Origin of the sequence: Lawsonibacter faecis (assembly GCF_014287675.1) — a bacterium.
GTDB classification, from domain to species: domain Bacteria; phylum Bacillota; class Clostridia; order Oscillospirales; family Oscillospiraceae; genus Pseudoflavonifractor; species Pseudoflavonifractor faecis.
Genome location: NZ_JACOPQ010000001.1, coordinates 218166 through 234992, shown reverse-complemented (window position 1 = coordinate 234992; position 16827 = coordinate 218166). Strand labels below are relative to the sequence as shown.

Sequence of the window (16827 nt, the reverse complement as noted above, 5' to 3'; positions counted from 1 at the left end):
CCCGGCATGCCGGGTCCCGTTTTTTGTCCGTTTGGAGAAGCGCGGATTGATTTTACCGCATTTGTCCGGAAGAACCGCCGCTGTGCAGGGACGGCTTATTCCAGCACCGCGCCCCGCGCGGCGGAGGTGACGTATTTGGCGTACCGGGCCAGGTAACCCGTCTTGACTTTTGGCTCGGGGCAGACCCACTTGGCCCGCCGGTCGGCCAGGACGGCGTCGTCCACATGGAGGGTGATGGAGCAGTGGGGAATATCGATGGAGATGGAATCCCCCTCCTCCACCAGGCCGATCACGCCGCCCTGGGCGGCCTCGGGACAGACATGTCCGATGGACGCGCCCCGGGTGGCGCCTGAAAAGCGGCCGTCGGTGATGAGGGCGACCTCCTTGTCGAGGCCCATACCCGCGATGGCGCTGGTGGGGTTGAGCATCTCCCGCATACCGGGACCGCCCTTGGGGCCCTCGTAGCGGATGACCACCACGTCCCCCGCCACGATTTTCCCCGCGTAGATGGCGGTAATGGCCTCCTCCTCGCTGTCGAAGACCCGGGCGGGGCCGGTGTGGGTCATCATCTCCGCCGCCACGGCGGAGCGCTTCACCACACAGCCCTCGCTGGCCAGATTGCCCTTGAGGACGGCGATGCCGCCGTCGGGGGAGTAGGGGTTCTCGATGGGGCGGATGAGCGCGCTGTCCAGATTCTCCACGCCCTCCAGATTCTCCTCCAGGGTCCTGCCCGTGACGGTCATGACCGCCGTGTCCAGCAGGCCCTTCTTGGTGAGCTCCTTCATGACGGCGTATACGCCGCCCGCATGCTCCAAATCCTCCATGTAGGTCTCGCCCGCGGGGGCCAGGTGGCAGAGGTTGGGGGTGTGGGAGGAGATAGCGTTGGACATGTCCAGGTCCAGCTCGATGCCGCACTCGTGGGCGATGGCGGGCAGATGGAGCATGGTGTTGGTGGAGCAGCCCAGGGCCATGTCCACCGTCTCGGCGTTGTGGAAGGCCGCTTTCGTCATGATGTCCCGGGGCTTCAAATCACGCTTTACCAGCTCCATCACCTGCATCCCCGCGTGCTTGGCGAGGCGCAGCCGGGCGGACCAGACGGCGGGGATGGTGCCGTTGCCCCTGAGCCCCATGCCGATGGCCTCGGTGAGGCAGTTCATGGAGTTTGCGGTGTACATCCCCGAGCAGGAGCCGCAGGTGGGGCAGGCGCAGTTCTCGTACTCCTCCAGCCCGGCGTCGCTGAGCCTGCCCGCGTAGTGGGCGCCCACGGCCTCGAACATGTGGGAGAGGCAGGTCCTCTGCCCGCTCTGGAGCTTGCCCGCCAGCATGGGGCCGCCGGAGCAGAAGATGGTGGGGATGTTAATGCGGGCCGCGGCCATGAGGAGGCCTGGCACGTTCTTGTCACAGTTGGGCACCATGACCAGGCCGTCGAAGGCGTGGGCCAGGGCCATGGCCTCGGTGGAGTCGGCGATGAGGTCCCGGGTGACCAGGGAGTACTTCATGCCCTTGTGGCCCATGGCGATGCCGTCGCACACGGCGATGGCGGGGAAGACGATGGGGGTGCCCCCCGCCATGCGCACGCCCGCCTTCACCGCCTCGGTGATCTTGTCCAGGTTCATGTGGCCGGGGACGATCTCGTTGTAGGAACTGGCGATGCCGATGAGGGGCCGCTCCAGCTCCTCCTTGGTGTAGCCCAGGGCGTAGAAAAGAGAGCGGTTGGGGGCCGCGGGGACGCCCCGGGTGACGCTGTCGCTGCGCATGGGAATTCCTCCTTTATGTAAACCAATATTGAGTTGTATGACTACACTTGCATTGTCTGACCTAATGGTATATCATAGACTCATAATTGTCAAGGATGAAAGGGGCGTCTACGCCTTGAAAAAGCAAAGTTTATCCCAGCAGACCGCCGGACGGCTCTACACCATGATCGTGGCGGAGAAGCGTGTGAAGCCCGGGGAGAAGCTTCCCAATGAGCTGGAGCTGTCGCGGCAGCTCGGGGTCAGCCGCACGACCCTGAGGGAGGCCCTCCGGGACCTCACCACCCAGGGGGTGCTGGAGATCCGGCGGGGCAGGGGGACCTTTGTGGACCGGCGCGTGGAGGAGATTGGCGACTTCGGCTTCGGCAGCCTGAACCGGGTGCGGGGCCAGCTCCGGGACCTCTTCGAGCTGCGCAGCATCTTCGAGCCCCAGGCCGCCAGGCTGGCCTGCCTACGGGCCACGGCGGAGGAGCTCTCGGAGATTCTGGAGCAGGGGAAGGCGGTGGAGGCGTGCATCCGGGCGGGAGAGGACCGCACTGAGGCCGACCGGGCCTTCCACGCAGCCATCGTCCGGGCCACCCACAATGAGTTCATGGTGCGGCTGCTGCCAATCATTAATCAGGCGGTGGCGTCGGCGGTCGCCGCCGGCGACCACGCCGGGCAGCTGGCCGAGGACACCCTGCGGGACCACGCACTGCTGCTGGAGTTCTTCCGCAAGCGGGACGAGCGGGGCGCGGAGCACGCCATGGCCATCCATATGCACCACTCCATCGACGTGATGGGGCTGGAGAAGCGGGTCTGACCCATTTTTACAATCCCGCCCCCCATGCACGCGGTAAGATAGGGGAAAACGAAAAGGACCTAACTTTATTCCGTCATCTGCGGACGACGCTGCTCTGCGAGGCTTGCTCTGCGGAGGTTTTTTTGTTGGTCGTTTTTGCTAAAAAATTGAACCCCTTTTACGCCGGGGCCGGGGGCACGGAGGGAAAATTTGTCCCGCAGTCCCGCAGGATGCCGATAAAAAAGACTTTTTTTCGTCATTTCAGCGGAAATGTGCGGGAATTTTCATGGAGATAAGCCACAAAGCAAAAACGGTTCGCGGAGTGAACGTGATTGCAAAAGAATTGACAATCTGCCCGGAAACACGTATGATTAAGCCAAGGGAATGAAGTTCTCCCGCGGCCTACTGGGCCTGAACCGCTGAGAAGGCTGATGACTTCTGCAACATGTTGCAGGGGCCGTCGGCTTTTTTACGGTCGAATCTGATTTGGAGGGAAGGTATATGATCTATTCCGCAGAAGTGGAGCATATGTGCCCCGTAGCAAAAGGCGCGTACCACGGTCCGGCCCCCATCCCGGAGGAAGGGAAGTGGGTGCAGGCCAAGGAGATCGGCGATATCAGCGGCCTGACCCACGGCGTGGGCTGGTGCGCCCCCCAGCAGGGCGCCTGCAAGCTCACCCTGAATGTGAAGGACGGCGTCATTGAGGAAGCCCTGGTGGAGACCCTGGGCTGCTCCGGCATGACCCATTCCGCCGCCATGGCGGCGGAGATTCTCCCCGGCAAGACCATTCTGGAGGCGCTGAACACAGACTTGGTGTGCGACGCCATCAACGTGGCCATGCGGGAGCTCTTCCTGCAGATTGTCTACGGCCGCACCCAGACCGCGTTCTCCGAGGGTGGCCTCCCCGTCGGCGCCAGCCTGGAGGATCTGGGCAAGGGCCTGCGCAGCCAGGTGGGCACCATGTTCGGCACCAAGGCGAAGGGCCCCCGCTACCTGGAGATGGCCGAGGGCTATGTCACCCGGGTGGCGCTCAATGAGTCCGACGAGATCATCGGCTACGAGTTCTTGAACCTGGGCAAGCTCACCGACGCGCTGAAGAAGGGTACGGACGCCAATGAGGCCGTCAAGAAGGCCATGGGGACCTACGGCCAGTTTGCCGAAGGGGTCAAGCATATCGACCCCCGGCATGAATAAGGGAGGCGAGAGGTATGGCATTGTTTGAGAGCTATGAGCGCCGCATCGACAAAATCAACGGCGTACTGAAGGAATACGGCATCGCCAGCGTGGAGGAATGCCGGGATATCTGCACCGCGAAGGGGTTCGACCCCTATGAAATTACCAAGTCCATCCAGCCCATTGCCTTTGAGAACGCCGCGTGGGCCTACACCGTGGGCGCCGCCATCGCCATAAAAAAGGGCTGCAAGACCGCCGCTGAGGCCGCCGAGGCCATCGGCGTGGGCCTCCAGTCCTTCTGCATCCCCGGCTCTGTGGCCGAGGACCGCAAGGTGGGCCTGGGCCACGGCAATCTGGGCGCCATGCTCCTGCGGGACGAGACCGAGTGCTTCGCCTTCCTGGCGGGCCACGAGTCCTTTGCCGCCGCTGAGGGCGCCATCGGTATCGTGAAGAACGCAAACAAGGCCAGGAAAAAGCCCCTGCGGGTCATCCTCAACGGCCTGGGCAAGGACGCCGCCCAGATCATCTCCCGCATCAACGGCTTTACTTACGTCCAGACTCAGTTCGACTACGCCGCCGGCGAAGTGAACGTGGTCAAGGAGACCGCCTACTCCAAGGGCGAGCGCTCCGCCGTTCGCTGCTACGGCGCGGACGACGTGCGCGAGGGCGTGGCCATTATGCACAAGGAGGGCGTGGACGTGTCCATCACGGGCAACTCCACCAACCCCACGCGGTTCCAGCACCCCGTGGCGGGCACCTACAAGAAGGAGTGCGTGGAGCAGGGCAAGAAGTACTTCTCCGTGGCATCCGGCGGGGGCACCGGCCGCACGCTGCACCCGGACAACATGGCTGCCGGCCCCGCCTCCTACGGCATGACCGACACGATGGGCCGGATGCACTCCGACGCGCAGTTCGCCGGCTCCTCCTCCGTCCCCGCCCACGTGGAGATGATGGGCTTTCTGGGCATGGGCAACAACCCCATGGTCGGCGCCACCGTGGCTGTCGCCGTGGCAGTCGAGCAGGCCGTGAAGGGCTGAGCAGGCAATCTGACGAATGAAGAAGGCCTCCCCCATTATGGGGGAGGCCTTCTTGTCTTTGATAGGTCCGTTTAGTTGGAGGCGGTATCCAGGTCCTTGTCGCCGCCCCAGATCATGTTCTTGCGCAGCTCCTCGCCGACAATCTCCATCTGGTGCTTCTTGAGGTTCTGGCGCTTGGAGTTGAAGAAGCAACGGCCGTTCTTGTTCTCGGCGATCCACTTGCCGGCGAAAGTGCCGTCCTGGATGTCGGAGAGCACGGCGCGCATGCGGGCCTTGGTCTCCTCGGGGGGAATGACCCGGGGGCCGGAGACGTACTCGCCGTACTCGGCGGTGTCGGAGATGGAGTAGTTCATGGCGCCCACGCCGCCCTTGTTGATGAGGTCGACGATGAGCTTGAGCTCATGCATGCACTCGAAGTAGGCGTTCTCGGGCTCATACCCGGCCTCCACCAGCACCTCGAAGCCGCAGCGCATCAGGTCCACCACGCCGCCGCACAGGACGGTCTGCTCACCGAAGAGGTCGGTCTCGGTCTCGTCGTGGAAGGTGGTCTCCATCACGCCGGCGCGGGCGCCGCCGATGCCGGCGATATAGGCCAGGGCGATCTTATAGGCGTTGCCGGTGGCGTTCTGCTCCACGGCGACCAGGCAGGGCACGCCCTTGCCGGCCACATAGGTGGAGCGGACGGTGTGGCCGGGGCCCTTGGGGGCCGCCATAAACACGTCCACGCCCGCAGGGGGGACGATCTGCTGGTAACGGATGTTAAAGCCGTGGGCGAAGGCCAGGGCCTTGCCGTCGGTCAGATAGGGGGCGATGTCCTTTTTGTACATGTCGGCCTGGGCCTCGTCGTTGATGAGGATCATGATGATGTCGCCCCACTTGGCGGCCTCGCTGACGGTCATGACCTTCAGCCCGGCAGCCTCGGCGTTGGCACGGTTTTTACTGCCCTCGCGGAGGCCGACGCAGACGTCGCAGCCGGAGTCCTTCAGGTTGAGGGCATGGGCATGGCCCTGGGAGCCGTAGCCGATGATGGCGATCTTCTTGCCGTCCAGATAGCTGAGCTCGCAGTCCTTCTCGTAGTACATCTTTGCCATGATAAACACTCCTTTTATAGTAAGCTGTCTCTGTTGAACACGATTTTATCACGGTGGAGCAAAATAGAATGATAAGTATGATACAATCTCGAAAAAGTTCTCAGCCGGGCGGCCCCTGCGGCAGGATTTCGCTGCGCGAAACGCCCGGGACGCCGCATCTGCGGCGGGGAGCGCGGCGGATCAGATTACATTCTTGCCCAGGATAAACTCCGTCTTTTCCTTGTTCTTATCACTGATGGTAAAGGCACAGACGCCTTTGGGGACCCCATGCCTTTAACATCCTCGGGGCAAGTCAATTGCCCCTGCGGCGGAGCGCGGCGACCTAGATTACATTCTTACCTAGAATAAACTCGGTCTTTTCCTTGTTCTCGTCGCTGATGGCAGACGCGCCGCGCGCCCCAAAAGTGCGGGCACTTTTGGGGACCCCATGCCTTTAACATCCTCGGGGCAAGTCAATTGCCCCTGCGGCGGAGCGCGGCGACCTAGATTACATTCTTACCTAGAATAAACTCGGTCTTTTCCTTGTTCTCGTCGCTGATGGTAAACGCGCCGCGCTCCAGGGCCACCATGCCGGTGCGGACCAGCTCCAGGATGCCGAAGGACTCCAGCAGCTTCTGGATGGCGTCGGCCTTGGACTCGTCGCCGATGAGGGCCAGGGTCAGGGAGCCCAGGGACACGTCGATAATGGAGGCGCGGAAGATGTTGGCGATCTGTATGACCTCGTTGCGCACGTCGGCGGACTCGGCCCGGACCTTGAACATGACCAGCTCCCGGCGGATGCTCCGCTCGGGCAGCAGCTCCTGAACGGAGTAGACGGGGAAGAGCTTGCGCAGCTGGTTCATAATCTGGTTGGTCATGGCCGCGTCGCTCATGACCTCGATGGTGATACGGGAGACCTCGGGATCGTCGGTGGTGCCCACGGCCAGGGATTCGATGTTGTACCCCTTCCGTGAGAAGAGGCGGGAGACCTGGGAGAGGACGCCGGGGGCGTTCTCCACCAGCACGGACAGGGTGCGGCGGGTGGCGTTATTCTCTTTCATCCTGTCGTCCTCCTTTAATCCAGTAAGAAGTTGGTGGCGGGAGCGCCGCCGGGGACCATGGGGTGGACCATGGCGTCCTTATCGATGGCGCAGTCGATGACCCAGGGCTCGCCCGACGCCGCGGCCTCTTTTAGGACGGCCTCCAGCTCGGGCTGGCTGGCGCAGCGCGCGCCCCGGATGCCGTAGGCCCCGGCCAGCTTCACGAAGTCGGGACCCCGGTCCAAATCGGTCTGGGAGTACCGCTCGCCGTAAATGAGATGCTGCCACTGGCGGACCATGCCCAGGGTGCGGTTGTCAAAGATGAGAATGATCACCGGCACGTGGTAGTGCTCCAGAGTGCACAGCTCGTGGCAGTTCATGCGGAAGCAGCCGTCGCCTGTGCAGAGAAAGACGGGCACGTCGGGGTTGCCCACCTTGGCGCCCATGGCGGCCCCCAGGCCGAAGCCCATGGTGCCGAAGCCGCCGGAGGTGATGAGCTGGCCGGGCCGGTCGAAGTGGTAGTACTGGGCGGACCACATCTGGTGCTGCCCCACGTCGGTGGCGACGATGGCGCCGGGGGAGACCGCCTGAATGGTCTCCAGCACCTCATGGGGGTGGAGCACGCCGTCCTCCTTCTTCAGGGGGACCTCCTTGTGGGAGAAGACCCACTCCTTCCACTGGGGGTAGTCGTGGGCGGGGAGCTTCTCGTTGAGAAGCTCCAGCACCCGCCGCGCGTCGCCGATGATGTGATGGGTGGTCTTGACGTTCTTGTCGATCTCCGCCCGGTCGATATCGATCTGGACAATCCTGGCCTGACTGGCAAAGCTCTTGGGATCGGTGGCCACCCGGTCGGAGAAGCGGCACCCGATGACGATGAGCAGATCGCACTCGCTGACCGCATGGTTGGAGGCGTGAGAGCCGTGCATGCCGATCATGCCGGTGAAGAGGGGGTGGCTGCCCGGACAGGCGCCGCCGCCCATGATGGTGGAGGCGACCGGGGCGTTCAGCCGCTCAAAGAACCTGCGAAACTCCGGCACCGCGCCCTTGGAGCGGATCACGCCGCCCCCCACCAGGACCAGGGGCTTCTCCGCCTCCTCAATCATGCCCAGGAGCTTGTCGATATCGCTGTGGTCCGGCTCCGGGGTCTTCAAATCGTGGCTGGCCCGGCGGAGCATGGCGGCCAGGCGGCCGTGCTTGCCGTGCTCCGAGCGGGGCAGGAACTCATAGTCCGCCTCGTCGTAAGTCACGTTCTTGAGAATATCGATGAGAACCGGGCCGGGCCTGCCGGACCGGGCGATGGCGAAGGCCTCCCGGATAACGTCGGCCAGGTCCTCCGCCCGGCGCACCAGGTAGTTGCACTTCGTGATGGGCATGGAGATGCCGGTGATGTCCACCTCCTGGAAGGTGTCCTTGCCCACCAGGGGCTCGGCCACGTTGACGGTGATGAACACCACGGGGGAGGAGTCGTAGTAGGCGGTGGCGATGCCGGTGGTCAGGTTGGTGGCGCCCGGACCGCTGGTGGCAAAGCACACGCCCACCTTGCCGGTGGCGCGGGCGTAGCCGTCGGCGGCGTGGGAGGCCCCCTGCTCGTGGGCGGTAAGGATATGGCGGATTTTCTCCTTGTACCCGTGCAGCTCCAACTCGTCGTAGACGTTCAGAATGGTGCCTCCGGGGTAGCCGAAAACGGTGTCTACCCCCTGCTCCAGCAGACACTCCATCAAAATCTGCGGGCTTTTCATTCTCATATTGTGGGCCTCCTTTGGCTTGAATTCCGGGGGACGGGCCCCGGAGTACAAAAAAAGCATGACATCTCGTCCGTTTAGGACGAAGTCATGCTCCGTGGTACCACCTAAATTCATGGCGTCGCCGCCATGCACTCGTTGCCCCGATAACGGAGGGGACCCGTTCCGGCCTACTCTGTTCAGCCGGACTGCTCCTGGGCGACGTTCCGCACCGTCCTCACGGGAACTTACACCACCGTTCCCTCTCTGCGCTTGCGCGACGGCCGTACTTACCCAGTCATTGCTTTTAAAACTGTTACATATGTATGTGTGGCGTGTAATTAACCTGTATCATAACGCGGGAATGGACATTTGTCAATCGTGAGATCCGGATTTCCACAAAAAAGACTTTTTCTATTTAAAGCGCTGATAATTTTTGGAGGCTTCCACAAAACCGGGGCGGGAAAATCGGAAGACGCCCCTGCGCCCGCCGCGGCGCGGATAGGCCGGAGACGCGACGACCCCAGTGGGGAAAAGCAGAGCCTCAGCGCGCGCGTCCATCCATCCCTGTTGCAGGAAAGTGTTGATATTGGGTCTGGTAAACTGGTCTTCGTCAAATAGCACAAAAGAATCCCTGCACTTTTTCGGTGTAGGAATTCTTCGAGTTGAATCACATGATACCAATGAGGCGACCTACACAATATTTTCACCCAACAGAATTTTGGGCATTGTAGTGAGGCAACGATTCCAGCGTTTATAGAATTGCTCCAGTCCCAGCTTTGAAACACGGGCATGAGCTTCTTCATTCTCAAGTGTCCAGTGTAGAATATATGTGACCTTGCCAACCCATCTTGTCAAACGAATCGGCGGCCTTCCTTCCTTGACAGATTTAAAATCCTCTTGCCGATGAGTTCGCTTTATATATTTCACATCGACAACACCGGGTTGAGACAAATAAAACTCAGCAACCTCTTTCATCAGCGTTTCAATTTCGTCTTGCATCTCGATTTTCGCTTCATAAATGCAGATTTCATTAAACATTAATCGCCCCTCCTTTAATTCGCCTTTTTCGCCAAAGACGACCTGCAGCCTTTTTATATACTATCATATTGATTTTTTCTTCTCAAGGCCGGCAGGTCAAGCCGACGGAGCTTTTTCCATCAATACTTATATACAACAGGGACGTCCATCCCTTGCACTGGACATTTCGCCCCTGAAAGAGGTATAATATAATGATTTTTTGTCGGCTGCCGTCGGAAGCGGCCGGCGCACAGTGACGAGGTGCGAAAAACACCCCGAAAATTGGTAGAGGTGAAGAGATGCTTCACGGATTTTACGGCGGGGTACACCCCGCCGACCGGAAGAAGACCACGTCGAAAGTGAAGATAGCGGCGATGGAGCGCCCGCCGGCCCGGGTGGTGCTGCCTCTGTGCGGGCAGGACGGGGAGAGCGGGGAGCCGCTGGTCAAGGCGGGGGATAAGGTTTCCCTGGGGCAGCTTCTATGCCCGGCGACGCCCCGCTTCGCCGCCGTCCACGCCAGCGTGTCCGGCACGGTGGCCGCCATTGAGCCCTGTCTCCAGAGCTGGGGCGGCAAGGCGCTTTCCATCGTGCTGGAGAATGACGGGAAGGACGCCCCCGCCCGTCCCGCCTGGACCCCCGCCTCCCGGCGGGACGCCCCCCAGGATCTGACCCCCGGGGAGATTGTGGACATCGTCCGCCAGGCGGGGATCGCGGGCATGGGCGGCGGGGCTTTCCCCGCCTACCTCAAGCTGCACAGCGCCATTGGGCGGGTGGACGCCCTCCTCCTCAACGGCGCGGAGTGCGAGCCCTATCTCACCGCCGACGAGCGCCTTATGGAGGAGCGGCCTGAGGCCGTCATCGGCGGCACGCGCCTGCTGATGCGCTGCCTGGCTCTGGACAGAGCGGTGATCGGCGTGGAGGGCAACAAGTATGCCGCCGTCGCCGCCCTCCGGAAGCAGCTCCCCCTCCGGGGCGGCGATGTGGAGGTGCGCACCCTCAGGGCCCGCTACCCCCAGGGGTCGGAGAAGCAGCTCATCCAGAAGCTGACGGGCCGCCGGGTTCCTACTGGCAAGCTCCCGGCGGACGCGGGCTGCGTGGTCTTCAACGTGGCCACCGCCGCCGCCGTCTATGACGCGGTGTACGACGCAGTCCCCTTAACCCGCCGTGTGGTCACCGTCGCCGGATCCGCCGTGGCGGAGCCGAAGAATCTGCTGGTCCCTCTGGGCACGCCCCTGGAGGACCTGATCCGGGAGGCGGGGGGCTGGTGCGCCCCGCCCGACCGGGTTCTGGCGGGCGGGCCGATGATGGGCGCGGCCCAGTTTGACCTGTCCACCCCCGTGACCAAGGGCACCAGCGCCGTTCTGGGCCTGGTGGCCGCCGAGATAAAGCCCGCCAACCGGCCCGAGGGCCCCTGCCTGCGCTGCGGCCGCTGTATCGAGGCCTGTCCCATGGGGCTGGAGCCGGTCTATCTGCACCTGTATGCCGACCACGGCCGGGTCAGGGAGCTGGCGGGCCTGCACATTATGGACTGCACCGAGTGCGGGGCCTGCGCCTACGGCTGCCCGGCCCGCATCCGTCTGGTCCACAGCATCCGCTCGGGCAAGCAGCAGCTCCGCTCGCTGCAGGAGAAAAACCGGGGAGAGGGGGGAGCCGGATGAGCGGCAGGCCCACGAAAAAGTCGGAGCAGAGGCCCGAGCGCAGGCAGGAGGACGGAGCCGCCCGCAGGCCCGCGAAGCTGACGGTGGCCTCATCCCCCCATATGGCGGGGCGGGACAGCACCCGCATGCTCATGCTGGACGTGCTCATCGCCCTCATGCCCGCGCTGATCTTCTCCGGGTGCTATTTTTTCGGCCCCCGGGCGTTCGTCGTCACAGCGGTGTCGGCGGCGGGCTGCTTGGCGTTTGAACTGCTCTTCAATCTGGCCACCCGGCGTGCGCAGACCATCGGGGACCTGTCCGCCGTGGTCACCGGCGTGCTGCTGGCCTTCACCCTGCCCGCCGACGTGCCCTACTGGGTGGTGCTGGTGGGGGACTTCTTTGCAATCGTCATCGTCAAGCAGCTCTTCGGCGGCCTGGGGAAAAATTTCATGAATCCGGCCCTGGCGGGGCGGGTCTTCCTCTTCTCCTTTCCGGCCGTCATGAGCAGCTTTCCCGCCGTGCGGCAGTGGCTGGATCTGGGGAGCACAGTGGACGCGGTATCCGCCGCCACCCCAATGGCCGCCCTGCACGACGGGGCCGTCCCCGCCTTTACCCTCCAGGAGATGTTTACCGGCATCCGGGGCGGCAGCCTGGGGGAGGTCTCCGCCGCCCTGCTCCTGCTGGGAGGCGCGTATCTGGTCATTCGCAGGGTCATCCGGCTGCGCATCCCGGTCTGCTACCTGGGCACGGTGGCGCTGCTGAGTTATTTCTTTCCCCCAGCCGGGGTAGCGGATCCTCTGGAGTGGATGCTCTACCAGCTTATGAGCGGCGGGCTGCTGCTGGGCGCCGTCTTCATGGCCACCGACTATGTGACCAGCCCGGTCACACGGATGGGGCAGGTGTATTACGGCGTGGGCTGCGGCCTTCTCACCGTCTTCCTGCGGACCTACGGGTCCTACCCCGAGGGGGTGGCCTTCGCCATCCTGATTATGAATGCCTGCGCCTGGGCCTTTGACAAGTGGGGGAAGCCCCGGCCCTACGGGCGTGTCCGCAGCAGAAGGGAGGCGGCAGAATGAGCGGGAAAAAGCCGCCCTTGAGGGACTCCCTGCGCTTTTACGGCAAGCTGGTGCTGATACTCTTCGGCATCACCGCCGTCTCGGCGCTTCTGATGGCCCTTGTGAACGGCCTCACCCAGGACCGGATTGCCTCGCTGGCGGAGGACCGCCGCCAGGCGGCCATGTCCGCGGTGATGCCGGGGGAAAACGTAATCTTCTCCCAGGTGCCCTTTGACCCCGGGACCGTGCTGGATATGCAGGTGGCCTACGAGGGCGGGATCCTCCGGGGGTACTGCGTCCAGCTCACGGCGGACGGCTTCGGCGGCCCCATCACCCTCATGGTGGGGGTGGACGGGGGCAGCAAGGTCACCGGCGTGAAGATTCTGGACCACAATGAGACCGCCGGCGTGGGCACCCGCGTGGACAACAGCGCCTATCTGAGCGCCTACCGGGGCAGAAGCGCCGGGAGCGGGGCGGACGCGGTGTCCGGCGCCACGGTTACCAGCAGGGCGGTGGAGCGCGGAGTGGACGCCGCCCTGGAGGCCGTGGCCCGATTTGAGAGGGAGGGGGGAATGAGCGTTGAAGAAGGAGAAGTCTAAGGGCTGGCTGGAATTCCGGCAAAACGCCCCGGCCATGATGAAGTCCGGCGTCAGGCGGGCGGGCGGCTGGCTTGGCCGCAGTTTTGGCATGGAGCCGGGCAAGGTGGCGCAGATCTTCAAAAACGGCCTGGTCCTCCAAAACCCCACTCTGGTGCTCCTGCTGGGCATGTGCTCCACGCTGGCGGTCACCACGTCCCTAAAAAACGCGGTCTGTATGGGGCTCTCCACCACGGCGGTGCTACTTTGCTCCAACCTGGTGATCTCCCTGCTGCGCCACTGGATTCCAAAGCAGATCCGCATCGCCTGCTATGTGGTGGTGGTGGCCAGCTTCGTCACCATCGTGGATCTGCTGCTCCAGGCCTATCTGCCCGCCCTGTCGGAATCCCTGGGCATCTTTATTCCCCTCATCGTGGTCAACTGCATCATCCTGGCCCGGGCGGAGGCCTTTGCCTCCAAGCACACTCCCGGCTATGCCGCCATGGACGGCCTGGCCATGGGTCTGGGCTTCACCGCGTCTCTTTCCATCCTGGGCGTTGTGCGGGAACTGCTGGGCAGCGGCACCCTCTGGGGCGTGAGCGTCCTGGGTGAGGGCTTCCAGCCCATGCTGCTCGTTGTGGCGCCCTGCGGGGGCTTCATTGTCCTGGGCTGCGTCATTGCGGCGGCGCAGTGGGCCCGGAGCCTTGCGGAGAGGAGGGGTAAGACATGAGTGTCACCCAGCTCTTCGCGCTGGCCCTCTCCGCCATTCTGGCGGAGAATTTCGTACTGGTGAAATTCCTGGGCATCTGCCCATTCCTGGGGGTGTCCAAGAAGACCGACACCGCCGTGGGCATGGGCCTGGCCGTTACCTTTGTCATGGGCCTGGGGTCCATGTTCACCTGGGTGGTCAACACCTTCCTCCTGGTGCCTCTGGGCCTGCAGTATATGCAGACGGTGTCCTACATCCTGGTCATCGCAGCACTGGTCCAGGTGGTGGAGATGTTTCTGCGCCGTGCCCTCCCGGCGCTCTACTCGGCACTGGGCATCTATCTGCCCCTTATCACCACCAACTGCGCCGTTTTGGGCGTGGCCCTGCTGAATACACAGAAGCATTTCAACTTCGTATTGTCCGCGGCCTACGGCGTGCTGGCAGGCCTGGGCTTCACCCTGGCCATCGTCCTGTTCTCCACCATCCGGGAGCGGCTGGAGTTCTCCAAGCCTCCAAAGGCTTTCGAGGGCTTCCCCATCGCCCTGGTCACCGCCGGTCTGCTGGCGATGGCCTTTATGGGCTTCTCAGGACTAAAGGTGTGGTAAATGGGCGCTGAAAACAGGAGAGGCCGGCGGCGCTTTTTCACGCCTCGCTTGCCATTTTTCACTGGAAGGAGTGCGCTATGCTCACAGGAATTATAACGGCCGTCGCCGTTCTGGGCGGTTTGGGGGCGGGACTGGGCCTGCTGCTGGCTGCGGCGGACCGGGTTTTCGCCGTGGAGGAGGACCCACGGCTCCGGCGGCTCGTCGACGCCCTGCCCGGGGCCAACTGCGGCGGCTGCGGCTTCCCCGGCTGCGCCGCTTACGCCGCCGCCGTGCTGGAGGGCAGCACCGTGGTGGGTGCCTGCCCTGTGGGGGGCGAGGCCTCCGCCGCCAAAATGGCCCGGATCATGGGCGTGGAGAAGCCCAAAGCCAGGGTGCGGCAGGTGGCGCTGGTGCGCTGTACCGGCGGCGGTAGGGACAAGAAGCGGTATGAGTACGACGGGTACTCCGACTGTCGGGCCGCCGCCCAGGTGCCCGGCGGCGGGGAGCTGGCCTGTGCCTACGGCTGCCTGGGCCTGGGCTCCTGTGTGAAGGCCTGCCCCTTCGGCGCCATCGCGGTGGAGGACGGGGCCGCCCGTGTGGACGAGGACAGATGCAGGGGCTGTCTCCAGTGCATTCCCGCCTGCCCCAGAAACCTGATAACCGTTGTGCCCTACGGCACCGATGTGTCCGTCCTCTGCGCCAACGCCGACAAGGGCGCCGAGGTCAGGACCGTCTGCGCCGACGGCTGCATTGCCTGCGGGCTGTGCAAAAAGGCCTGCCCCAACGGCGCGGTCTCCCTGGCCGGCAACTGTGCCGTGATTGACTACGACAAGTGCGACGCCTGCGGCAGATGTGTGGACGCCTGCCCCAGACATCTGATCCGCAAGTCATAAAAAGGGCCTGCTGCAAAATAGAATTTTCAGATGCACCCATATAAAAAGCTGCGTATATAAAAAGCTGCGTAGAATTGCCAAAACCGGCAATTCTACGCAGCTTTTTTCATGTGTCATTTTGGGCCTTCGGCCTCAGAATCGCATTTTGCAGCAGGCTCTTTTTGCTGCTTAGTGCTTGCAGCAGGTGCCGTGGTCGCCCAGCTTGAAGGACGCGCACTCGGTCTCGCCGCAGTCACAGACGTTGGACTCGCAGCAGCCCACCTTGATCTCATTCAGGGTGCAGGCGTTCTGCTGGCCGTTGTGGTAGGCACAGCTGGATACGGAACATTTGATACTGGGATTGGCAGTCATAGTCATAGTCCTCCTTATAAAGTACGGATACAGTGGATTGGGTTTTGCCTATCCTAGTATCTGTACTTCAGCGGGGATTATGCCGGCTATTGCGCTCCATCAATGTCATTTTTTTCAGCGCCGACGGGCTCGGCGGGGGTCACGGGCAGCACCTGGGGGATGAAGCGCCGGGCGAAGCGGCCCTTGCCCCGGTTCTTGACGTAGAAAAAGCCGATGACCGAGAAGACCACCGCGCCGACGAAATTGACGAAGAGGTCCTTCATGGTGTCGTTGATGCCGATGTCCAGATAGCCGCCCAAGCCCAGCGCGTGCTGCGCGCCGTCCGACGTAACCACAATTACGTCGGTGATGTCCTTGATGGCCGTGGGCACATTGCCCCCCGCCGGGTCCAGCATAACGGAGCTGACGGCGTGGACGACGGTGTCCTTCTGCATATCCAGCAGGAAGAAGCTGTCCATGGCCCACTCGAAAAACTCCCACATGACGCCCACGGTCATGGAGAAGCAGAAGGCCACGATGGCCAGGTAAATGGGGGACAATGACACCGAGAAGCGGTCGTTCCGGTTGAGAATATCCACCAGGGAGAAGCCGATGGCGGCGCAGAGAAAGCCGTTGAGGGTGTGGAGCATGGTGTCCCAGTAGGGGAACTGTACGTAGTAGGCCTGAATTTCGCCCAGAATTTCGGCCGCGAAAATAAACAGGAGAATGATGACCTCCAGCGTATCGGGCACTTCGATGTGGATGGTCCGCTCGATGACGCTGGGTATCATAAAGAGCACGAGCGTCAGAACGCACAGGAAGACGTTTTCAAAGTTGCCGTTGAAGAACTGGGCCACCATGACCAGGACCACCAGCACCCGCAGCACCACGTACACCACGGCCAGGGCCTTGTTCTCGTGCACCTGTTCCTTGAGGGTCTTGTGGTATTTTCCCGGCTCGGCTTTTTTCTTTTCTCTCTTTTTCAAAGGAAAGCTCCCTTCCTCCGCCCCTGCGGCGGGGCTGTGTCCGACGTTTACGGTGAGAACCATTATATCTGTACGGGGGGCGTTGTGCAAGTGGTAATCCGCGCCGGGGCGCATAGGATAGGGGTGGAGGTGAAGCAATTTGGATCTGAAGAACAATCAAATCACGGTGGGGGAGCTGCTGGATAACCCCAAGTCCCGGGCGGTGTTCCAGCGCCGTTTTCCCATGGTTATGAAGCATCCCCTGCTGGGCGCAGCCCGGACGGTGACGCTGGACCAGCTCATCGCGTTCGCCGGGGCCTATGTGCCCAAGACCATTGTAAACGATACCGTAAGCGAACTGAAAAAGGTATAGTACATCCGGCGCAGGGGGTATTTAAATCATGTCCCCTGCGTCAGCTTGTCAAAGAAGCCCCTCGGGCTTCTTTGACAGAAGGCTGCATGACGGATGGGACTCGATTTCTT

The 16827-nt window shown here is 62.6% G+C and carries 17 protein-coding genes, 1 riboswitch and 1 other annotated feature; of the genes, 10 read left to right on the top strand and 7 right to left on the bottom strand.

Annotation, left to right across the window (positions count from 1 at the left end; all coding sequences use genetic code 11):
• Positions 1-95: 95 nt before the first annotated feature.
• Positions 96-1757 carry a dihydroxy-acid dehydratase gene (gene ilvD / locus H8S62_RS01070; protein ID WP_186918224.1) on the bottom strand — a complete coding sequence of 554 codons (1662 nt, stop codon included), beginning with the start codon at positions 1755-1757 and terminating at the stop codon, positions 96-98.
• 115 nt (positions 1758-1872) lie between these two features.
• On the opposite strand from ilvD, the gene H8S62_RS01065 reads away from it, so the two are divergent.
• The 3 genes from H8S62_RS01065 (at position 1873) to H8S62_RS01055 (ending at position 4745) form a co-directional block, all read left to right on the top strand.
• Positions 1873-2556 (top strand): FadR/GntR family transcriptional regulator, encoded by a 684-nt coding sequence (locus H8S62_RS01065; protein ID WP_186918223.1) that lies wholly within the window; start codon positions 1873-1875, stop codon positions 2554-2556.
• A gap of 350 nt (positions 2557-2906) precedes the next feature.
• Positions 2907-2983: riboswitch (Fluoride riboswitch) on the top strand.
• Positions 2984-3036: 53 nt separating this feature from the next.
• On the top strand, positions 3037-3729 hold the full coding sequence (locus tag H8S62_RS01060; RefSeq protein ID WP_155145218.1) for an iron-sulfur cluster assembly scaffold protein: 693 nt from the start codon (positions 3037-3039) through the stop codon (positions 3727-3729).
• Between the two features lie 14 nt (positions 3730-3743).
• Positions 3744-4745, top strand: a complete 1002-nt coding sequence (locus tag H8S62_RS01055; RefSeq protein WP_186918222.1) for a GGGtGRT protein — start codon at positions 3744-3746, stop codon at positions 4743-4745.
• A gap of 71 nt (positions 4746-4816) precedes the next feature.
• Here the strand turns inward: H8S62_RS01055 and ilvC are convergent, their stop codons facing one another.
• From ilvC to H8S62_RS01035, 4 genes are all read right to left on the bottom strand, one after another.
• A complete protein-coding gene (ilvC, locus tag H8S62_RS01050; RefSeq protein ID WP_155145222.1) occupies positions 4817-5836 on the bottom strand; it encodes a ketol-acid reductoisomerase in 1020 nt (339 codons plus the stop codon).
• Between the two features lie 482 nt (positions 5837-6318).
• The gene (gene ilvN / locus H8S62_RS01045) at positions 6319-6876 is read right to left on the bottom strand and encodes an acetolactate synthase small subunit (protein ID WP_155145225.1); all 558 of its coding nucleotides are present in this window, start codon (positions 6874-6876) and stop codon (positions 6319-6321) included.
• A 14-nt stretch (positions 6877-6890) separates the two neighbouring features.
• Complete coding sequence (ilvB, locus tag H8S62_RS01040) at positions 6891-8600, bottom strand: biosynthetic-type acetolactate synthase large subunit (RefSeq protein WP_155145227.1); 1710 nt, start codon at positions 8598-8600, stop codon at positions 6891-6893.
• Between the two features lie 72 nt (positions 8601-8672).
• Positions 8673-8887, bottom strand: a binding site (T-box leader).
• Positions 8888-9269: 382 nt separating this feature from the next.
• On the bottom strand, positions 9270-9617 hold the full coding sequence (locus H8S62_RS01035) for a hypothetical protein (protein ID WP_155145229.1): 348 nt from the start codon (positions 9615-9617) through the stop codon (positions 9270-9272).
• Between the two features lie 278 nt (positions 9618-9895).
• Here H8S62_RS01035 and rsxC point away from each other — a divergent pair, with 278 nt between their 5' ends.
• The 6 genes from rsxC to H8S62_RS01005 all read left to right on the top strand — a co-directional run bounded on the left by rsxC (position 9896) and on the right by H8S62_RS01005 (position 15049).
• Positions 9896-11254, top strand: coding sequence for an electron transport complex subunit RsxC (gene rsxC, locus H8S62_RS01030; RefSeq protein ID WP_186918221.1), 1359 nt, complete (start codon positions 9896-9898; stop codon positions 11252-11254).
• Complete coding sequence (locus H8S62_RS01025; protein ID WP_186918220.1) at positions 11251-12309, top strand: RnfABCDGE type electron transport complex subunit D; 1059 nt, start codon at positions 11251-11253, stop codon at positions 12307-12309. The genes rsxC and H8S62_RS01025 overlap by 4 nt, the downstream gene beginning before the upstream one ends.
• Positions 12306-12887, top strand: coding sequence for an RnfABCDGE type electron transport complex subunit G (locus H8S62_RS01020; RefSeq protein WP_186918219.1), 582 nt, complete (start codon positions 12306-12308; stop codon positions 12885-12887). Before H8S62_RS01025 ends, H8S62_RS01020 begins: the two co-directional genes overlap by 4 nt.
• The gene (locus tag H8S62_RS01015) at positions 12868-13593 is read left to right on the top strand and encodes an electron transport complex subunit RsxE (protein ID WP_341480995.1); all 726 of its coding nucleotides are present in this window, start codon (positions 12868-12870) and stop codon (positions 13591-13593) included. The genes H8S62_RS01020 and H8S62_RS01015 overlap by 20 nt, the downstream gene beginning before the upstream one ends.
• The gene (rsxA, locus tag H8S62_RS01010; RefSeq protein ID WP_186918218.1) at positions 13590-14177 is read left to right on the top strand and encodes an electron transport complex subunit RsxA; all 588 of its coding nucleotides are present in this window, start codon (positions 13590-13592) and stop codon (positions 14175-14177) included. The genes H8S62_RS01015 and rsxA overlap by 4 nt, the downstream gene beginning before the upstream one ends.
• A gap of 77 nt (positions 14178-14254) precedes the next feature.
• A complete protein-coding gene (locus tag H8S62_RS01005; protein ID WP_186918217.1) occupies positions 14255-15049 on the top strand; it encodes an RnfABCDGE type electron transport complex subunit B in 795 nt (264 codons plus the stop codon).
• A gap of 168 nt (positions 15050-15217) precedes the next feature.
• Here the strand turns inward: H8S62_RS01005 and H8S62_RS01000 are convergent, their stop codons facing one another.
• Positions 15218-15400, bottom strand: a complete 183-nt coding sequence (locus H8S62_RS01000) for a DUF1540 domain-containing protein (protein ID WP_155145243.1) — start codon at positions 15398-15400, stop codon at positions 15218-15220.
• An 86-nt stretch (positions 15401-15486) separates the two neighbouring features.
• Positions 15487-16365 (bottom strand): DUF2238 domain-containing protein, encoded by an 879-nt coding sequence (locus tag H8S62_RS00995; RefSeq protein ID WP_186918216.1) that lies wholly within the window; start codon positions 16363-16365, stop codon positions 15487-15489.
• A 139-nt stretch (positions 16366-16504) separates the two neighbouring features.
• Between H8S62_RS00995 and H8S62_RS00990 the strand changes: the two genes are divergently transcribed.
• Positions 16505-16717: a hypothetical protein gene (locus H8S62_RS00990; protein ID WP_155145246.1), complete on the top strand. Its 213-nt coding sequence runs from the start codon at positions 16505-16507 to the stop codon at positions 16715-16717.
• The last annotated feature ends 110 nt before the right edge of the window (positions 16718-16827 follow it).

Coding starts and splice junctions, on each gene's coding strand:
- ilvN (WP_155145225.1), bottom strand. CDS start 6,876: ATGAAAGAGAATAACGCCACCCGCCGCACCCTGTCCGTGCTGGTGGAG.
- H8S62_RS01000 (WP_155145243.1), bottom strand. CDS start 15,400: ATGACTGCCAATCCCAGTATCAAATGTTCCGTATCCAGCTGTGCCTAC.
- H8S62_RS01025 (WP_186918220.1), top strand. CDS start 11,251: ATGAGCGGCAGGCCCACGAAAAAGTCGGAGCAGAGGCCCGAGCGCAGG.
- ilvB (WP_155145227.1), bottom strand. CDS start 8,600: ATGAGAATGAAAAGCCCGCAGATTTTGATGGAGTGTCTGCTGGAGCAG.
- rsxC (WP_186918221.1), top strand. CDS start 9,896: ATGCTTCACGGATTTTACGGCGGGGTACACCCCGCCGACCGGAAGAAG.
- H8S62_RS01035 (WP_155145229.1), bottom strand. CDS start 9,617: ATGTTTAATGAAATCTGCATTTATGAAGCGAAAATCGAGATGCAAGAC.
- ilvD (WP_186918224.1), bottom strand. CDS start 1,757: ATGCGCAGCGACAGCGTCACCCGGGGCGTCCCCGCGGCCCCCAACCGC.
- H8S62_RS01005 (WP_186918217.1), top strand. CDS start 14,255: ATGCTCACAGGAATTATAACGGCCGTCGCCGTTCTGGGCGGTTTGGGG.
- rsxA (WP_186918218.1), top strand. CDS start 13,590: ATGAGTGTCACCCAGCTCTTCGCGCTGGCCCTCTCCGCCATTCTGGCG.
- ilvC (WP_155145222.1), bottom strand. CDS start 5,836: ATGGCAAAGATGTACTACGAGAAGGACTGCGAGCTCAGCTATCTGGAC.
- H8S62_RS01055 (WP_186918222.1), top strand. CDS start 3,744: ATGGCATTGTTTGAGAGCTATGAGCGCCGCATCGACAAAATCAACGGC.
- H8S62_RS01020 (WP_186918219.1), top strand. CDS start 12,306: ATGAGCGGGAAAAAGCCGCCCTTGAGGGACTCCCTGCGCTTTTACGGC.
- H8S62_RS01060 (WP_155145218.1), top strand. CDS start 3,037: ATGATCTATTCCGCAGAAGTGGAGCATATGTGCCCCGTAGCAAAAGGC.